The organism is Shewanella sp. Pdp11 (assembly GCF_002838165.1).
Taxonomy (GTDB): domain Bacteria; phylum Pseudomonadota; class Gammaproteobacteria; order Enterobacterales; family Shewanellaceae; genus Shewanella; species Shewanella hafniensis.
Map to the genome: position 1 here is coordinate 1,751,610 of NZ_CP015194.1, position 15,697 is coordinate 1,767,306.

Annotated in this window: 19 protein-coding genes; 8 read left to right on the top strand and 11 right to left on the bottom strand. The window is 46.2% G+C overall.

Annotation, left to right across the window (positions count from 1 at the left end; all coding sequences use genetic code 11):
* Positions 1-6 precede the first annotated feature (6 nt).
* The 4 genes from AYJ58_RS07740 (at position 7) to AYJ58_RS07755 (ending at position 3,642) form a co-directional block, all read left to right on the top strand.
* Positions 7-1,695: a sensor histidine kinase gene (locus AYJ58_RS07740; protein ID WP_106649653.1), complete on the top strand. Its 1,689-nt coding sequence runs from the start codon at positions 7-9 to the stop codon at positions 1,693-1,695.
* Between the two features lie 324 nt (positions 1,696-2,019).
* Positions 2,020-2,430, top strand: a complete 411-nt coding sequence (locus AYJ58_RS07745; protein ID WP_106649654.1) for a curli production assembly/transport protein CsgE — start codon at positions 2,020-2,022, stop codon at positions 2,428-2,430.
* A gap of 10 nt (positions 2,431-2,440) precedes the next feature.
* Positions 2,441-2,836, top strand: a complete 396-nt coding sequence (locus AYJ58_RS07750; RefSeq protein ID WP_106649655.1) for a curli assembly protein CsgF — start codon at positions 2,441-2,443, stop codon at positions 2,834-2,836.
* Positions 2,836-3,642 (top strand): CsgG/HfaB family protein, encoded by an 807-nt coding sequence (locus AYJ58_RS07755; protein ID WP_106649656.1) that lies wholly within the window; start codon positions 2,836-2,838, stop codon positions 3,640-3,642. Before AYJ58_RS07750 ends, AYJ58_RS07755 begins: the two co-directional genes overlap by 1 nt.
* A 191-nt stretch (positions 3,643-3,833) precedes the next feature.
* Here AYJ58_RS07755 and AYJ58_RS07760 read toward each other — a convergent pair whose 3' ends face one another.
* Positions 3,834-4,439, bottom strand: a complete 606-nt coding sequence (locus tag AYJ58_RS07760) for a TetR/AcrR family transcriptional regulator (protein WP_198555626.1) — start codon at positions 4,437-4,439, stop codon at positions 3,834-3,836.
* Between the two features lie 17 nt (positions 4,440-4,456).
* Entirely contained in the window at positions 4,457-5,881 is a 1,425-nt protein-coding gene (locus tag AYJ58_RS07765) for a coniferyl aldehyde dehydrogenase (protein WP_063883745.1), read from the bottom strand.
* A 226-nt stretch (positions 5,882-6,107) separates the two neighbouring features.
* Here AYJ58_RS07765 and AYJ58_RS07770 point away from each other — a divergent pair, with 226 nt between their 5' ends.
* The 3 genes from AYJ58_RS07770 to AYJ58_RS07780 all read left to right on the top strand — a co-directional run bounded on the left by AYJ58_RS07770 (position 6,108) and on the right by AYJ58_RS07780 (position 7,579).
* The gene (locus tag AYJ58_RS07770) at positions 6,108-6,491 is read left to right on the top strand and encodes an STAS/SEC14 domain-containing protein (RefSeq protein WP_063883744.1); all 384 of its coding nucleotides are present in this window, start codon (positions 6,108-6,110) and stop codon (positions 6,489-6,491) included.
* Between the two features lie 41 nt (positions 6,492-6,532).
* On the top strand, positions 6,533-6,964 hold the full coding sequence (locus AYJ58_RS07775) for a universal stress protein (RefSeq protein ID WP_063883743.1): 432 nt from the start codon (positions 6,533-6,535) through the stop codon (positions 6,962-6,964).
* Positions 6,965-7,141: 177 nt separating this feature from the next.
* On the top strand, positions 7,142-7,579 hold the full coding sequence (locus AYJ58_RS07780) for a universal stress protein (protein ID WP_106649657.1): 438 nt from the start codon (positions 7,142-7,144) through the stop codon (positions 7,577-7,579).
* A gap of 16 nt (positions 7,580-7,595) precedes the next feature.
* Here the strand turns inward: AYJ58_RS07780 and AYJ58_RS07785 are convergent, their stop codons facing one another.
* Positions 7,596-8,453, bottom strand: a complete 858-nt coding sequence (locus AYJ58_RS07785) for a substrate-binding periplasmic protein (protein ID WP_106649658.1) — start codon at positions 8,451-8,453, stop codon at positions 7,596-7,598.
* A gap of 141 nt (positions 8,454-8,594) precedes the next feature.
* Positions 8,595-9,146, bottom strand: a complete 552-nt coding sequence (locus AYJ58_RS07790; RefSeq protein ID WP_106649659.1) for a DUF924 family protein — start codon at positions 9,144-9,146, stop codon at positions 8,595-8,597.
* A 206-nt stretch (positions 9,147-9,352) separates the two neighbouring features.
* Between AYJ58_RS07790 and AYJ58_RS07795 the strand changes: the two genes are divergently transcribed.
* A complete protein-coding gene (locus AYJ58_RS07795) occupies positions 9,353-9,688 on the top strand; it encodes a winged helix-turn-helix domain-containing protein (RefSeq protein ID WP_106649660.1) in 336 nt (111 codons plus the stop codon).
* A 24-nt stretch (positions 9,689-9,712) separates the two neighbouring features.
* Here AYJ58_RS07795 and AYJ58_RS07800 read toward each other — a convergent pair whose 3' ends face one another.
* The 7 genes from AYJ58_RS07800 to AYJ58_RS07830 form a co-directional block, all read right to left on the bottom strand.
* Positions 9,713-10,057: a DUF2956 domain-containing protein gene (locus AYJ58_RS07800; RefSeq protein ID WP_106649661.1), complete on the bottom strand. Its 345-nt coding sequence runs from the start codon at positions 10,055-10,057 to the stop codon at positions 9,713-9,715.
* A 202-nt stretch (positions 10,058-10,259) separates the two neighbouring features.
* Positions 10,260-11,126: a heme ABC transporter ATP-binding protein gene (locus AYJ58_RS07805; protein ID WP_198555628.1), complete on the bottom strand. Its 867-nt coding sequence runs from the start codon at positions 11,124-11,126 to the stop codon at positions 10,260-10,262.
* A gap of 10 nt (positions 11,127-11,136) precedes the next feature.
* Complete coding sequence (locus AYJ58_RS07810; protein ID WP_106649662.1) at positions 11,137-12,153, bottom strand: FecCD family ABC transporter permease; 1,017 nt, start codon at positions 12,151-12,153, stop codon at positions 11,137-11,139.
* Positions 12,154-12,203: 50 nt separating this feature from the next.
* Positions 12,204-13,097, bottom strand: coding sequence for an ABC transporter substrate-binding protein (locus tag AYJ58_RS07815; RefSeq protein ID WP_411569211.1), 894 nt, complete (start codon positions 13,095-13,097; stop codon positions 12,204-12,206).
* A gap of 190 nt (positions 13,098-13,287) precedes the next feature.
* Positions 13,288-13,725 carry an ExbD/TolR family protein gene (locus AYJ58_RS07820; RefSeq protein WP_106649664.1) on the bottom strand — a complete coding sequence of 146 codons (438 nt, stop codon included), beginning with the start codon at positions 13,723-13,725 and terminating at the stop codon, positions 13,288-13,290.
* Entirely contained in the window at positions 13,722-14,477 is a 756-nt protein-coding gene (locus AYJ58_RS07825) for a MotA/TolQ/ExbB proton channel family protein (protein WP_106649665.1), read from the bottom strand. Before AYJ58_RS07825 ends, AYJ58_RS07820 begins: the two co-directional genes overlap by 4 nt.
* Positions 14,478-14,599: 122 nt before the next feature.
* Positions 14,600-15,487 carry an energy transducer TonB gene (locus AYJ58_RS07830; RefSeq protein ID WP_106651776.1) on the bottom strand — a complete coding sequence of 296 codons (888 nt, stop codon included), beginning with the start codon at positions 15,485-15,487 and terminating at the stop codon, positions 14,600-14,602.
* Between the last annotated feature and the right edge of the window lie 210 nt (positions 15,488-15,697).

Consider the following 15,697-nt stretch of genomic DNA (forward strand, 5'->3'; position numbering starts at 1 on the left):
ATGTCAGTGTTAATCCGAACTAAAATTATCATTTATTCAATGGTTTGCTGCGCGTTTGGCGTCTTGCTTAGTTTTGCCTTGGTGAAATATATCTCACCTGAAACTTCGGCTGTCGCCACATCTAAGGCAATCGAAATCCCCGATGTGAATGTACAACTCGACTTTGCTGATCTGGAAAAAACCAATGCTGCCGTTGAGCTTGCCCTTAAAAATACTGAACAATTGCAGCTAGCGGCAGCAATGCAAGCGCGCCAGAGGACTGAGCAGATTAAGGCTGAACTGCAAAAACTTGAACAACTTAAGCAAGAACAGTTACAAATAAAACTCTTCAAGTTAGAACAACTTAAAGAAGGGCAGTTTAATTTTAGCGCCCATATCGCAGAGCCTTTACGAGTAGAACCGCTCTCGATTTTACCGCCCAAAGCCCCAGCATCCCCTGTGGCACCCACTGAAATAGCAGACAACGAGCGAGTCTCGAGTTTAACTTTAGGTGAAGGTTTACTGGTGTTATTGCTCGCTTGTGGCGCGTGTGGCCTAAGTGTCGCTTGGTTAACACGGTATCTGGGTCGTAGCTTGGATTCCCTCGAAATAGGTCTGCTGAACTTTAGCGATAATGATTTTAGTGTGAGTATTCCTGAACATGGCGAAGGTCAGCTCAAAACCTTAGCGCAGTTATTTAACCATAGCGCTGCTAAATTACGCCAAGAAAGGCAATACATTTACCAGCGGGAGTTATTACTGGATAAGGTGATTCAAAGTTCTCCCAATGTAATGTTGTTACTGGACGATCATCAGCGGCTCATTTACGCCAATGATGCGGCGCGTCACCTATTCCATAAAAAGGGCAGAATGGAAGGCTTGAGCTTAGATGAATTGCTGGTGGATTTGCCCGAAGTATTGGCCTTAGCGCTTAAACATGAAAAGAACGGACTCTTCGCCATGGGTGAAGATGATGTGGAAACTTGGTATTTAAGTCGTGGTCATTTTTTATTGAATAACCAACAGCATAACTTGATATTACTCAAGCAGATGACCCGCGAGCTCAATCGTCAAGAGGTGGCAGTATGGAAAAAAGTCATCCGCATTATTAGCCATGAACTCAATAACTCAGTGGCGCCCATCGCCTCTATGGTGAACTCGGGGCGTTTACTGACTAAAGATCTGGATAATCCAAAACTTAAGCTGATTTTCGATACCATAGAGAATCGCACTGGCCATCTGAGTCAATTTATCTTTAACTATGCCCGCTTTGCTAAGTTGCCGCTCCCACAGCGACGTCAGGTCAATTGGACACAATTTACGACTCAGTTAACCCAGCATTATCCCTTTAAACTTACGCATGATTTGCCTGAAAACGATGGCTATTTCGATCAAGGACAATTGGAGCAAGTGCTTCTCAACTTGCTAAAAAATGCCCATGAATCGGGTTCAAACCCTGAGGATGTCACCCTGTCGATTCGGCAACAAACCTTAGTGGATGGTGTGGGTTTTAGTATTGTTATCGAGGATCGCGGTTCTGGCATGTCAGGCGAAGTTTTAGAGCAAGCGTTGTTGCCGTTTTACTCGACTAAACAATCGGGTACAGGGCTTGGTTTACCTCTGTGCCGTGAAATTATTGAAGCCCATGATGGCAGTATTAGTATGCACAATCGCAGTGACGGTGGCCTGTTGGTTCGGCTGTGGTTGCCACAATGACTATGGTTACCACCATGGGGGCCACAATAATCCTCACGTTTTGTATCAGCACAGCAATGCGACCCTAGGGTCGCATTTTTTTGCCTCTTGCTCCGTTCGTTTACCCTATGACTCTTGCCTTAACCGCCTCTTAGCGTATTAGCCAAATGGGCTATTTTTGCCATTTTACCTTAGCTCTTCGGGCTAATTTGCCCCCTCGCATAATGACGGGAGATCTTTAACCCTGTTAACCTGCTTTATCGAAAATTGACGCTAAAACTCCCGTTGTTAAAACGGAGGTTAGCGGCGGTTTTAAGGTTCGATTAAAAGGTAAAGGAGGGATAAGTGAAACAGTTAAAACAGCGTCTGCTTACTTACGTTTTATGTCCATTCCTGCTGCTGGCTTCCCCTATCACTCTTGCCGATAACGACATTGAAATTAGTGGCTTAGTAATAGATAGAACCTTGACTCGGTTTGGTAAGGACTTTGGCTTTTACTACTCAAGCTATTGGCGCGAACTGCCCTTTACCCAAGGCTTTAACGTCACTCTATATGAGACAGTGTTTCCACAGGCTGGAACCGTTTTAACCTTAGAGGTAAACGGGACTCGGATTTACACCACCCATTTTGGTCGTCGTGCAAATCCGATTAAAGAGAGCGCAGAGCAGGCGATTTTGCTTACGATTGATTATTTAGCGCAAGTCAGAGCCAATGCAATAACAGGTGATTTTTCAGGAACATCGGACGACTTTTAGGATAATAATAATGACATACAGGACGTTACTTGCTCTTGTCACGCTATGTGTGGCAAGCAGTGGCCAAGCCACTGAATTGATTTATACGCCAGTGAATCCCAGTTTTGGCGGCAATCCACAAAATGGGGCTTTCTTATTAAATAAAGCCCAAGCCCAGAATGACAATAAATCTACCTCGACCGAGAAGGACTTTGTCACCCGTTTTAAAGAATCCCTAGAGCGTAATATCATTAACTCAATCACCCGCGGTGTTGCTGATGGTGAAATTACCGATGGTGTTTACGATACAGGTGATTTTCGGATTGAAGTGGCTTCTACGGGAAATGGCGTGATGCTAACTATTACTAATACTGAAACCGGTGAAGTCACTGTGATTGAAATGCCAACATTCGGAGGAGTCAACTAATGGCCCGTCTAGTGTTAGTGAGTTTATTACTGTTAAGCATGTCGGCCTGTAGCTTGATCCCCAAACCCGATTTGAATATCACGCCTGCCGAGGTTAACCCCTTGAGTGAAGTGATGCGTGGGCTGCAAACTCAACCAGGACCTAAGTTTCCCATTCCAGTTGCTGTGTATTCCTTTCGCGATCAAACTGGCCAATATAAACCACAGGCGAACGTGAGTTCGTTTTCTACCGCCGTGACTCAGGGCGCAACCTCTATGTTGATGCAGACCTTGCTCGACTCTAAATGGTTTACCCCAGTGGAACGTGAAGGGCTACAAAACCTGCTGACCGAGCGCAAAATTAGTAATAAACAGAGCGGTACTAAGGGCGATGAAGTGCCCGTATTATCCACCGCCAGATTGTTACTCGAAGGTGGCGTCATTAGCTATGAGACTAACACCAGCACAGGCGGTAGCGGTGTCGAATACTACGGCATTGGCGCTTCGGAAATGTATCGTGAAGATCAGGTGACCATTTATTTGCGCGCCGTCGATGTGCACACAGGTAAAGTGATGATGTCGGTGTCGACCAGCAAACGTGTTTTATCCCAAGAAATGCGCGCTGGCTTGTTCCGTTACACCAGTTTAAATCGCCTCGCCGAGGCAGAAATCGGTTTTACCACTAACGAGCCAGTACAGTTTTGCGTGTTGCAAGCCATTGAATTAGCGGTCGCTGAGCTGATTGATAAGGGCATTAAGCAAGGCTACTGGAGTCCAACTCAAGTCACCCAGCCAGTAGAGAAAGCGCAGGAATTGAGTCAAAGTTAGACGTTAGACGTTAGACGTTAGACGTTGGAGTTAGATATCGCAGAAAGCAGGCCTCTGCTTTATCTCTTATTCACTATCTGTGTGAAGACGTAAAAGAAAACCGAGCCAGTTAAACTGACTCGGTTTTTTATTGGATTAATTTCTACAGTGGGTGGGCGTTTGCTGTGCTGTGGGTAGTGTATTGTGTGATGTTAGTCTGCTTGCATGGCCTTCCAAAACAGTTCAAAACTGGCATCGCGGTACGTTTTATTCACGCCTAAGTGCGGGTTATCGATAAAGAATCGGGTTGCCGCTAGATATTGGCCATGGCAGTTTTCTAGCATCAGCTCCAGCGGATAGTGGGCGATTAATCCCTCTCTTTGTCCTTGCTTAATCAGCTCGCTAATAAAGCCTAAGATGCTGTTCATCGCCTGATCGCGCACCTTAGCGGCAATCATGGGCGACATGGAATATTGCTGAAAAAACAGCTGTTTGACAGGGTTATCCAGCGACCAATCAATTGCACTTTGCCATAGCTGTAGGGCATTGAGTTTAAGATCGCTGCCATTATGAGTGTTTAGCAGCAAGGCATCGGCAAACTCTTGTTTTATTGTTAGAAATAAAGATTCCATCAAGGCTTCCTTGGAAGAGAAATGATGGAACAAGGTGCCCGTTGCTACACCTGCTTGCTTAGCTATCGAGGCGGTGGACGTGCCATGAAATCCTTGGCTGACAAAGAGCGCTAAGGCAGTGTCGAGAATGGCTTGGCGTTTATCTGTCATGGTTTTAATGGCTTGTGTTGTTGATGGCTGATTCAAGATTTATCCCCCAATGACTAGCGCAAAAATAGCTTCATTAAGATGCGCTGGATAACAGTGCCGTAGGGCGGGTGCACAAATTTGCCTGTGTTGAATCGGCCTCGGCTAAGCACAGTTTTAGCGTGGCTGAAGGTTAAAAAACCTTCCTTGCCATGGTAATGCCCCATTCCCGACGGGCCGATTCCGCCAAAGGGCGCATCGTCAGCGGCGACATGAAACACGGTTTCGTTAATGCACACACCGCCAGAATGGGTCTGCTGGAGGATCTTTTGCTGAGTTGGCTCATCGAAACTCATCACATACAGCGCTAGCGGTCTTGCTCTGTGGTTGATGTACTGAATCGCTTCATCTAAGGTGTCGTAGCTAATAATCGGTAACAATGGGCCGAAAATTTCCTCTTGCATCAATAGCATATCTTCACTGGTGTGAGTGATTAGCTGAGTGGCGAGTTTACGATGTTGACTATCGATAGCTTCGTCTGTCGCCGAAATAACATGGGCACCCTTAGCTTTCGCGTCGTCGAGCACTGTCATCAAGCGGTCAAACTGACGGGTATTAATGATGCTGCCGTAGTCTTTGTTGTGGTTTATCGCGCCGTACATGGCATTAAATTTAGTTCGGTAGGCGGCAATAAATTCATCCACTTTTGATTTTGGACATAGAACATAATCCGGTGCGACGCAGATTTGTCCGGCATTCAAACACTTACCATAAATCATTCGTTCTACTGCTATCTCAAGCGGCATATCGGGGGCGATAATGACTGGCGATTTACCGCCCAATTCGAGTGTCACTGGGGTGAGATTATTGGCTGCGGCGCGCATCACATGACGGCCAACTGTGGTCGAGCCGGTAAAGAGTAAATGATCAAAGGGTAGGGCTGAAAACGCTGCGGCGACATCGGCTTCACCTTCTACAACTGCCACGTGGGACTCATCGAAGACGTGTGCCAGTAGTTGTTTGATCACTTGGTTAGTCGCAGGGGTGAATTCGGACATTTTTAGCATGGCGTGATTACCCGCCGCGATGGCGGTCACTAGCGGGCCAATTGATAGCATGACGGGGAAGTTCCACGGCACTATGATGCCGATAACCCCTACAGGCTGATAATGCACAGTGACTTTGGCGGGTGCGAGCAACAACCCCGCATGGCGAGCGCTGGGTTTGAGCCATTTTTTTAGATTTTTCAAACTGTAATTGATGTTGTTGATGACTGGCATAATGTCTGATATCAGGCTGTCATCAATCGATCTATGGCCATAGTCTTGGCTTAAGGCTTCGACTAAAGGCGTTTTAAATTGCAGTATGGCTGCTTTAAGTCGAGTTAATTGCTCCACTCGCGTAGCGTAATTCGGATTCGGCGCCGCTAAATAACTGCTGCGTTGGCGTTGGAGCAACTGAGTCAGTGGCGAGGCATTAAGGTGTTCGGTGGCCATATTCATTGTGGTTGCTCCAAGCGAGATTATAGGCTGAGTCTTATTCGGCACTTTATTTAACTAATCGTCTCGATTGAGTCTTTTATTAAATCAGTACCGACTGATTAGTCGGTTTATCCTAGCTTGCTTAGTGAGATGGTGCAAGTTATCTGATGTATTTTTGAGCAAGATCACGGCTTATTCAGGCGTTAGCTTTTACACTAATTCAAGGGTTGTTACATAAGGAGTATGTATGGCATTGTTAAAGCACGGAATTACGATTGGTATTGAACGCTATGGTGATGATGATTTTTTTGTTGCCTTTAAGGCCATCGGTACTTTAACTCATCAAGACTACGAAATGATGGTGCCAGTGTTGGAGTCGGCACTGGCGGGCGTAAAAGATCCTGATATCTTCGCCTTAGTGGATGTGACCGAGTTAGATGGCTTGGAATTACAGGCTGCTTGGGATGATCTGAAACTTGGGGTGAAGCATATTCGTCATTTCGAGAAAATAGCCATAGTCGGCAAGACGACTCTGCAGGAAGTGTTGGCTAAATTGGCAAACTGGTTTACGCCTGCTGAAGTCAGATTTTTTGTTGATAATGGCGACGCCGTTGCTTGGTTAAAAGACTAGTTACTCAGTAATCCATTAGCATCATAGAAGGAGTACAGATTATGCGTTCCGGTCAAATACTCTGGCCCACAGATTTTTCGGAAACTGCGGCCCATGCACTGAGTTATGCCATTGAAATGGCTAATCTATACCATGTAGGACTCAAAATTTTACATGTAGTTGAACAGCCGATCGGTGATGAAAACTTTATGATTCTATCGATCACTCCTGAAGAGCTGGCTAAGAGCATGGAGGACGCGGCCGCAATTAAAATGCAGGCGCTGTTAGCCGGGTTAAACACTGAGCTTCCTGTCACGACCTTGATCCGCCGCGGCGATCCTGTGTATCAAATTTTAGAAGAGGCCAACAGTAAAGATATTGGCATGGTAGTGATAGCGAGCCATGGTCGAACTGGAATTTCGCATTTTTTACATACTAATGTCGCAGAAGCGGTCGCTAACGGTGCGGCTTGTCCTGTGCTGGTGGTGAAATAACTGAGTAAGTAGCTTGACTCAATAAACCTGAAGGACGCTTATTGCGTCCTTTCTTTTTGATTGATAAAGAATATTTAATTGAAATGGGTACGCAAGAAGCATAGCTAACTACTATAAATTAGTGGTATTTTGGCTTTAATAGATAGCCTGATTAAAACTCAAATGATGGATAAGCTTATGCGTACTCAAGAAGTGTTATGCCCTACGGATTTTTCATCCACCGCAGCCCATGCGCTCAAATATGCGGTTGAAATGGCTAATCTTTATCATGTCGATATTCGATTGTTGCATGTGACAAGTCCTGCCCGTGGCGCCCATTGCTATGGTATTGCGGTTGATATTCCCGCCACATTGGAAAATGAACTGCAAGCTTTTGTCGATGCAAAAATGCAAAGCATACAGCAGGAAATGCAACAAGGTCTCACCGAGGGGCTCAATATCAAGCTCGTGGTGCGTCATGGTGATGCGATTGACGAGATTTTAGCGGAAGCCGTCGATGTGGGTATGGTGGTGATTGCTAGTCATGGTAGCAGCGGTTTAGCGGATTTTTTAAAGCCACATGTCACACAAGATATTGTTAAGTATGCTAAGTGCCCTGTGCTGGTGGTGAAATAAAGCGCTTAGATAAGACCTAGTAAGAATCGTTTTTAATGATTTTAGGTTCTGTTAATTTGGTCGACGCCTCAGCTTCACTCTCGAAGGACATCAGGCGTCGATACTTTTCCTGCAAGGCCACTAAGCTACCATCTTGGGTAATTTGTTTGAGTCCCACATTAAAATCATCCCGAATTTGTTCACTGAGAAAGGCAAACTTGTATTCTGTTGGTGGAAATATTTTGTGGCAAATGGCCTGTTGTTTTAAATCTTTCTCAGTGAGTTTTCCCTCAAGGTAAGCCTGCTTTAAGTAATATTTGAAGATGTTTTTATCCATCACTACGACATCGGCCCTGTGCTTCATCAGCATATAAACCTGCTGCACTTGCTTTGCTTGTTCTTGGTAGCCGCTATTAGCCTTAGCCATTTTGGCAAATTCTTCCCCCAATAACGATGATGCACGCTGAAAGGAAACGACTTGCTTGTTATTTAAGTCGTCTATGTTGTTGATAGTAAAATTATTATCTTCTAGGCTAATAGCGCAGTTTTGGTAGGTTATCGCAACATTGGAGTAAAAGACGTTGTCGAGCATGCCATCTTTAATGTTGATGATACCATCGAGTTTACCTTCCCTGAGTTCATGGAATGTACGCGCCAGTGGTAAGTATTGGATAGAAGCGGTATGGCCTTTAACAGCGAGGGCTTGGTTTAGTAATTCGAGTTCGATTCCGCTATTGGTTTCTTGGATAATATAAGGTGGAATAGACAGGCTGACACCTATCTTAATTTCTGCTGCTTGGCAAAGCTGAGCGCCGCATAAGGTGAGAAACCCCATCAATTTAAAGCGGTTACAACGAGCCACTGAGCTATTTGGCTTATTTAGATTTTGCGTCATAAGTTACCAATACCTCCGCGGTACACACTTACAGCTGTGTTTGTTACTCGCCAGTCTTTCCATGACTCTATTGAGTAAGTGTAGTGTGTCTGTGAACTCAGCACGGTTTTATTTATTCAAATACGCTAAACAATGGGCGAATTAAAAGGATGAGCCAGGTTCGCGCAGAAAGGCGATTTCCTCTGCTGTCGATTCTCTGCCTAAGATGGCGTTCCTATGTGGATAGCGGCCAAATCTGTCGATAATTGCCTTATGTTGCAGTTCAAATGTTAAGTTGGCTACCGCCGCTTCACGATTAAACAGTTTAACTGCAACTTGATGGATCATTGCCGACTCGCTGTGCATATAGGGCATAAAGAGAAAGGGGACTTGTTTAGGTTTGAGTGCTAAATCAACCTGTTGGGCAACAGCTTCTTGAGCGAGCACTAAAGCGATGGCATCGGCTTCGAAAGCGGCAGGTGTATCTCGGTAAATATTACGGGAGAATTGGTCGAGCACTATGATCTCCGCTAATCGGCCTTGGGGCGTGACTCGCCAATGGGAAAGCTCTCCACGCTTAGCTTGGACTAATACATCCCCGAAACGTTGTTTGATTTGTGCATCAAATTCAACATCTTTAATCCACCAAAGCTTTGGCTCAATTTCTTCAAACCAAAATGTCAGTACTTGTTCGGCTGTGATTGTCTGGCTCATTTTAGCGTCCCTTCATAGGTGATGAGTGCTGTTAGAAATAACAGTTGTTGGGGGATAATGACAAGTTGTTTTGCTTGATTTAGGAGAGATAGGTTAGCAGAAAAACTGATCATCTTTCGTAAGTATTTAGTGCTGGCTATTGCCTTATTGCCTGAATATAAAGTAGTTTTGATGATAATTACTTCAGTCTCTAGGCAGGTCTTTCTATGTCATCTTCAATGCCGGTATCGCAACAAGTTACGAAGCAGCATAAGGCGTTTTTGCGTAAGCTTTATTTAGCGCATTTGATGGATGATGACCGCCATAATCTATTATCACTCAATAAGTTAACTGGAATGCCGCGCCGCACCTTACAGGATGCCATCGCCGCATTTGAGGATATAGGTATTCGAGTCGAGTTTGTCCAGGAAGGCAGTCGTAACAATGCAGGTTATTACCGCGTAGTGACATGGGGCCCAATCAGTAGTGCATGGGTTGATACCCATCTCACTGAAATCGCCGATCTGATTGGTGTTGTTGAGAGTGACGAAACGGCAGCATGAAGCGGTAAGTTCTGAGTTCGGCAATCACGTCATAACATAATAGGCGGCAAATCCTGCCCAACTTAGCACGAGTAGAGCGATAGCAACCCAAGTGGCTCGGGTGAACTGACTCTGGGAGTCGATGATCTCGTCAGCATCGTCTAGATTATCTATGTCGTTCACTGTGCGAGCTTTTGCTTTCAACTGTTGTTTACGGGCTTTATCCCGCTCACGGGCTTTAGCTTTAAGCAGTTTTTTATACTCGGCGATGCCTTTTTCAATCCCTTGGGCAATGAGCTTAGTTTGCTCTTTAGTTTGTCCTGGCTTTTGAGTGGCTTTGGCTGCGGCCAGTGCTTCTTGCTGAGTTTCTGTCGAGATAGTGGGTTTCATCTGGAAGTTGCCTAAATTGTTGCCGTTTGAGTTAATGTGGCTTGAGTTAACGCACTTGCGGCTAAAATAGGCTCGTGAATATAAGAGCCAATATGCCCGCGAAGCTGCTCGCTCATTCGTTAGTCAAAAGCGAGCCTAAAGTGTTATTGCCAGATTATACCCACATTAGACATTAAAACTTACAGCCAATATCTTCATTTCATTAAAAAATCAGCGGATGCCCGCCCTGTGGAGCAGCAAGGTACACAGGTTCATAGTCCCATACTTCCCGAATGGTATTGACCGACAAGGCTTCAGCTGGCGCGCCTTCGCTTACGATTCGCCCTTGTTTTAATACGATTAATTGATCGCTATAGCGAGCGGCTTGATTGAGATCATGCAATACCACTATCACAGTGTACGCCTGCTGATGAGCTAAGTGTTGGGCTAACTCAAGCACTCTGTGTTGCTGGGCGAGATCTAATGCCGATGTGGGTTCATCCAATAATAGTATGGGTGGGAACGGCGATTGACTGAGCTGAGTCAAAACGCGGGCGAGCTGGACTCGTTGTTTTTCGCCGCCAGAGAGGGTTGGATAACTGCGCTTAGCCAGATGAGATAAGCCCACTAGCGCCAGCTGCTCGGCAACTAAGGTTTCACCCTCTTTATAACTAATGGTTAAGGGGTAAAGACCCATAGCGACCACTTCAGATACTGTGAAGGGAAACGTCAGACTGGCGTGTTGTGGCAGCACGGCTAAGGATTTTGCCAGCTCGCCCCTAGGCCAATCCGCCAGTTGGCTATGGCCTAGACGGATACTTTGCCTTGGTGTGCTGATTTCTTGGCAAAGGGCTTTGAGTAGCGTCGATTTACCCGCGCCATTGGGGCCGAGTAGGGCGGTTACTGCACCGGGTTTAAATTGCACATTAATATCGCTGAGCACCTTTTTCTGCCCAATGCTGACATCGAGCTTGCTAATGCTGAGCTTGGTGCGTTCAAACTGCGCATGGGTTGAATGAGTTAGATGCGCTCTTGGGGCTAATATTGAATCTGATCTTGATTCTGATTTTGCATAGGAAGTGGCAGTCATAACGCCTCGCTTAGATGAGCTTACTGCGTTGTTGCAGTAGTAAGAAGATGAAGAATGGCGCACCTATGATGGCGGTTACTAATCCAACGGGTAACTCTGCTGGTGGTAAGAAGGCGCGGGCGCCGATATCGGCCAAGGATAATAGGGCGGCACCTAAAAGTGCGCTGATGGGCAGCAGTTGGCGATGATCTGGCCCTAACATCATGCGCACTAAATGCGGTACGACGAGGCCGATAAAGCCGATAATTCCTGTTGCAGCTACACTTACGCCAACCCCTAAGGCGCAAAGCAAAATAAGCCTAAGTTTGAGCCTATCGACATCTATCCCTAAGTGGCGTGCTTCGGATTCGCCAAGCAGCAAGGCATTGAGTGCCGCCGCATCTTGGTGAAATCGCCAACTCAGTAGCGCTAAGGTCACAAGACACAGACTGACATATAGCCACTGCGCACCTGCAATCGAGCCCATTTGCCATAGGGTTAAGTCACGTAGCGCCATGTCGTTGGCAAGATATGTGAGAACACCTATTCCTGCGCCTGCCAGCGCAGCTATGGCAACACCCGATAAAAGTAATAATACGACCGATGTACCTGTTGGGCTGCTGGCGAGTCGGTAGACGATAAGGGTGGTCACTAATCCCGATGCAAACGCACTGATGGGGATCATCAATGGATTCGCGTTGGGTAGCAGCACGATACAGATGGCTGCGCCAAGTGCTGCGCCGGATGACACTCCGATAATACCGGGATCCGCTAAGGGATTGCGAAAAAGCCCCTGCATTACCGCGCCGCACTGTGCGAGCGTAGCGCCTACTGCTAACGCCAGTAATGTCCGCGGTAAGCGCACATTGTTGATTACCAGTTGCTCGTGGGGCGCAATATTGCCGATATTTTGCTGGGTAGCCCAATTGAGCACTGCATTTAGGGCGTCGATAAAGCTGATGCTAACGGGGCCAGTGCTGACCGAGAGTAAGCCGCTTAGGGCTAACAGTGTGACTAGACTCGGCCAGAGCCAGCGGTTGAGGAACATCTCAAATATCCTTTCTATTTTTATCTGGGGTTAATTAGTGCTAACTGTACTCATCGCTGCGTTTGTGAATGGTTTTGCTTGAGCAATGTGCTGGCGAGCGTATCCGCGGCGCTTATGGCACTGATGCCTAAACCACCGAGAAGGGCTTGCGGTGCTAGTGTTTGAATATGGCCGTTTTCCCCTGCTGGGGTATGGGCGAGTAGTGGCATCTCTTTCAACAGTTCTTGGGCAATTTGTGCATTGGTTTGATCTGTGGGTTTATCGCTACGCTTTGACAGCAAAATAATGTCGGGCTGCAAGGACAGAATCCCTTCTTGAGACATGCTTTTGTAGCCATCAAACTCGGCGATATTTTGTGCCCCAGACAGCTCGATAATAGTATCTGCGGCTGTGCCTTTACCGCCAACCCGAGCACCGCGGCCTTCTTGTAATAGCATGAAGAGAATTTTTGGCTGAGAGCCCGCATCGCGCACTTGTTGTTTTTTACCCGCTAAGCTTTGCAGTTGTTGATGTAAATCTTGTTTTAATTTAACCGCATGTTCTTGGCGATTGAGTAAGTGACCTAAGGTATCCACATTGTTCATCAGTTGTGGTTCATCATTTGTTGCGGGTAATTGCACAACTTGGATATTCGCCTGTTTTAATACCTTTAGTGTGGTTTCTGGTCCCATCACATCTGAACCGACAACCAGCGTTGGGGAGAGGGCAATAATGCCTTCGGCGGAGAGCATTCTGTGATAACCAAGCTTAGCCACATGGCTCAAACTTTCAGGCACATAGCTGGTGGAGTCGATGGCGACTAGCTCATTGCCTGCGTCGAGGGCGAGCACGAGTTCTGTAACTCCCGTACCTGCACTCACGAGTCTTATCTCTGGCTCGGCACTCAGTTCAGCGCTAAAAACGCTTGAGGATAGTAAGGCCGTAAGTGCTGATGTGAAAAACATCAAATTTTTTAATGTCTTATATGTGCGCTTATGTTGATAACGCTGAACTCTGGGACCTTTTTTTACTAGTATTTTAGTTGCTTGAAACAACATGGTTAAACTCCTAATACAACTTGTTCGCCACAGGCTTAGATGCCGTTTTTTGATATCAGACTTTTGCTTTCTCGTTTAAATGGCTGGTTCGGATACGCTAATGCTCCATCAAAATTTGGGTCTGACTGATGGACTGCGTCTGTAACAGTGCAAGCAGTTGCATCAAAGGTTCCACTGGCGCGGCTTTGTCGGCGGCAATGACAACCGTCGCCTTCGGCATAGTCTGAAAATGTGCAGTAAATGCAGTGGTAAAAGTGGCTAAGTCATCAAACTCTTTGCCATCAATAGCCCAATAAGGCGCTGTTGCCATGATATTGATGGCAATTGTTTGTTTGTTGTCGATTGCCGTGATGGCCGAGCTTGGGCTTTGTGGCACATCTACCGGCAAACTCAATAATTGGCTATTTGCCGTCAGCAGTAAAAACACCAGCACGATAAAAATAATGTCGATTAACGCGGTTAAATCTAGGCTCGGAAGTTGCTCAGGCGAAGCAATGCCAGCCTGCGATAAGAATGGTTTATCTGCACTTATCATGTCTGTGGCTCAATTTGAGAATGGGGCTTGGATGCCAATTTTTGCTCGACGCTGGTTTTACTGACTCGGGTGAATGCATGGTAATGATTGGCATCAATTGAAATATCTTCGATACCCGCTAACCAGAGATTGAGTTGATTGAGCACATGCCCAGCACGCAGGCATTGGCCTTGAGCCCAGATCCCAAAAAGATGGGCGGCGGTAATGGCGGGCACGGCGATCATGAGTCCGGCAGCTGTGGTGTTCATCGCAAGGCCCAGTCCAGCACTGAGTTGTGCTGGAGTGACGGGGCCTTGTGATTGCCCGAGTTGGGCAAACATTTCGATGAGTCCCAATACTGTGCCGAGCAAACCGAGTAGTGGACTAATGATGCCAATCACTTGTAAAACCTTGAGTCCGGCTTGCAAGTCGCGTTGTTGCTTATTGAGCCACAGACTGAGTAATTCTTCCCTTAGCACTTTTGGCTGGTGGACTTGTTTGAGTAACAAGGTCGCGCCACGGGCGAGTAAATCTTGCTGTGCGCTGGTTTGCGCTAGCAGCGCGCTGACGTTTTCAGTGGTTGCCGCTGAGCTTGATTGACGCAATGCTTTTACCCAGGCCTGTTTTTTGGGCCAGATTGATAGCAAAGTTTGATGCAAAAACAAGGCGCTACGTTCAAGGCAGATCATCAAAGCTAAAAAAGCACATAACAACAAGGGCCAAGTCAGCACGCCAAGCTGAGTCTGTAGGGTTGAAAAATCAGTTACGGGCATTAAGCCTCTCCAATCTATTGAAAAAAGTAGTTTTATATGTAAGTTAGTAAAACAAAAATCAGGCTAGTTGTGCGGTGGCTAACATTCCACGAGCTAACTTTTCAGTGGCAACATTGGGCCTGTTAGTTGAGCGCGAAGCGAATAGGCACTCTGACCTTATAATGACTCGCTAGCCTTTGCGCTGGCGCCGCAAATTGCCAGTTTTCAACTGCATCTAACGCGGCTTGATCTAACAGACTGAACCCTGAGCTTTTTACTAACGTCAGTGCAAGTTGCTCACCAAGTTCGTTAAACATCACTTCTATGGTTGCAGTTCCTTCTAGCCCTTTTTTACGCGCTATCTTTGGATAAGTCGGTTGCGGTGGCGCTGCAGCGAACAGCGGTTTGGCTAATTCCACTATGTTAGTTTGGGCACTGTCAGCTGTTGCACTGGCCACATTTGGGGTCGCTTTTGCATCAACTTCGGCGGCGTTAGTGATTAAATCCATTTGTGCAGTTTTGGGTTCTGTTTGTTGTTCAACTTGTTCGAGTCGCTTATGTGCTAAAACGCTTGGATTTAAAGCACTTGAATTTAAAGCACTTGGTTCTAAAGCGTTCGTCGCTAAAGGGTCCGCATTCGGATGATTGTTAGCCGTGGGTTTTGTTGCTGAAGATTTTTTGGCGATTTGGCTGTCAATTCGTTGATCAGCTTTAGTTTTCGGGATAACCACCTTATCGACAGATCCTACAGTTGATACTTTTTGCGCTGTACTGTTTTTTTGCACTGTACTGTTCACAGTGGCTACTTTGGTGTCTGTTTGCTTGATGGGCTCTGCACCTGTGTTGCTTGTAGCGCTAGTCGTGGTAGAAAAATTAAGGGTGACTGTATTCGCGCTGGTAGTGAGTGATGTTTGATTTACGCTCGATGTTTGGGCGCTTTGCTGCATAGTCATAGCGGGTTGGGAGGCGATAACACCCGTCTGGATGGCAACCGTTAACGCGCCAAAGGCAAGATATCGTTTTGGTGTCACAGCAACCTCTTTTTCCAATGAAAGCCATTTTCCTAATTAAGATATCTCAATATAAACAAGATCGCAAATGATAATGATTTGCATTTGATCTATTTTATTATCTCAGGTAGAGTGCCTGCAATAGCTCGAATGAGCTGCTTAAAAAAGCAGCTAAACCGACAATTTATCCTACTTTATGGGGACTGATTGCCTTGGGCTCGATCAGGAAGA

Coding starts and splice junctions, on each gene's coding strand:
- AYJ58_RS07750 (WP_106649655.1), top strand. CDS start 2,441: ATGACATACAGGACGTTACTTGCTCTTGTCACGCTATGTGTGGCAAGC.
- AYJ58_RS07755 (WP_106649656.1), top strand. CDS start 2,836: ATGGCCCGTCTAGTGTTAGTGAGTTTATTACTGTTAAGCATGTCGGCC.
- AYJ58_RS07765 (WP_063883745.1), bottom strand. CDS start 5,881: ATGAATATGGCCACCGAACACCTTAATGCCTCGCCACTGACTCAGTTG.
- AYJ58_RS07770 (WP_063883744.1), top strand. CDS start 6,108: ATGGCATTGTTAAAGCACGGAATTACGATTGGTATTGAACGCTATGGT.
- AYJ58_RS07775 (WP_063883743.1), top strand. CDS start 6,533: ATGCGTTCCGGTCAAATACTCTGGCCCACAGATTTTTCGGAAACTGCG.
- AYJ58_RS07780 (WP_106649657.1), top strand. CDS start 7,142: ATGCGTACTCAAGAAGTGTTATGCCCTACGGATTTTTCATCCACCGCA.
- AYJ58_RS07785 (WP_106649658.1), bottom strand. CDS start 8,453: ATGACGCAAAATCTAAATAAGCCAAATAGCTCAGTGGCTCGTTGTAAC.
- AYJ58_RS07790 (WP_106649659.1), bottom strand. CDS start 9,146: ATGAGCCAGACAATCACAGCCGAACAAGTACTGACATTTTGGTTTGAA.
- AYJ58_RS07795 (WP_106649660.1), top strand. CDS start 9,353: ATGTCATCTTCAATGCCGGTATCGCAACAAGTTACGAAGCAGCATAAG.
- AYJ58_RS07800 (WP_106649661.1), bottom strand. CDS start 10,057: ATGAAACCCACTATCTCGACAGAAACTCAGCAAGAAGCACTGGCCGCA.
- AYJ58_RS07805 (WP_198555628.1), bottom strand. CDS start 11,126: ATGACTGCCACTTCCTATGCAAAATCAGAATCAAGATCAGATTCAATA.
- AYJ58_RS07810 (WP_106649662.1), bottom strand. CDS start 12,153: ATGTTCCTCAACCGCTGGCTCTGGCCGAGTCTAGTCACACTGTTAGCC.
- AYJ58_RS07815 (WP_411569211.1), bottom strand. CDS start 13,097: ATGTTTTTCACATCAGCACTTACGGCCTTACTATCCTCAAGCGTTTTT.
- AYJ58_RS07820 (WP_106649664.1), bottom strand. CDS start 13,725: ATGATAAGTGCAGATAAACCATTCTTATCGCAGGCTGGCATTGCTTCG.
- AYJ58_RS07825 (WP_106649665.1), bottom strand. CDS start 14,477: ATGCCCGTAACTGATTTTTCAACCCTACAGACTCAGCTTGGCGTGCTG.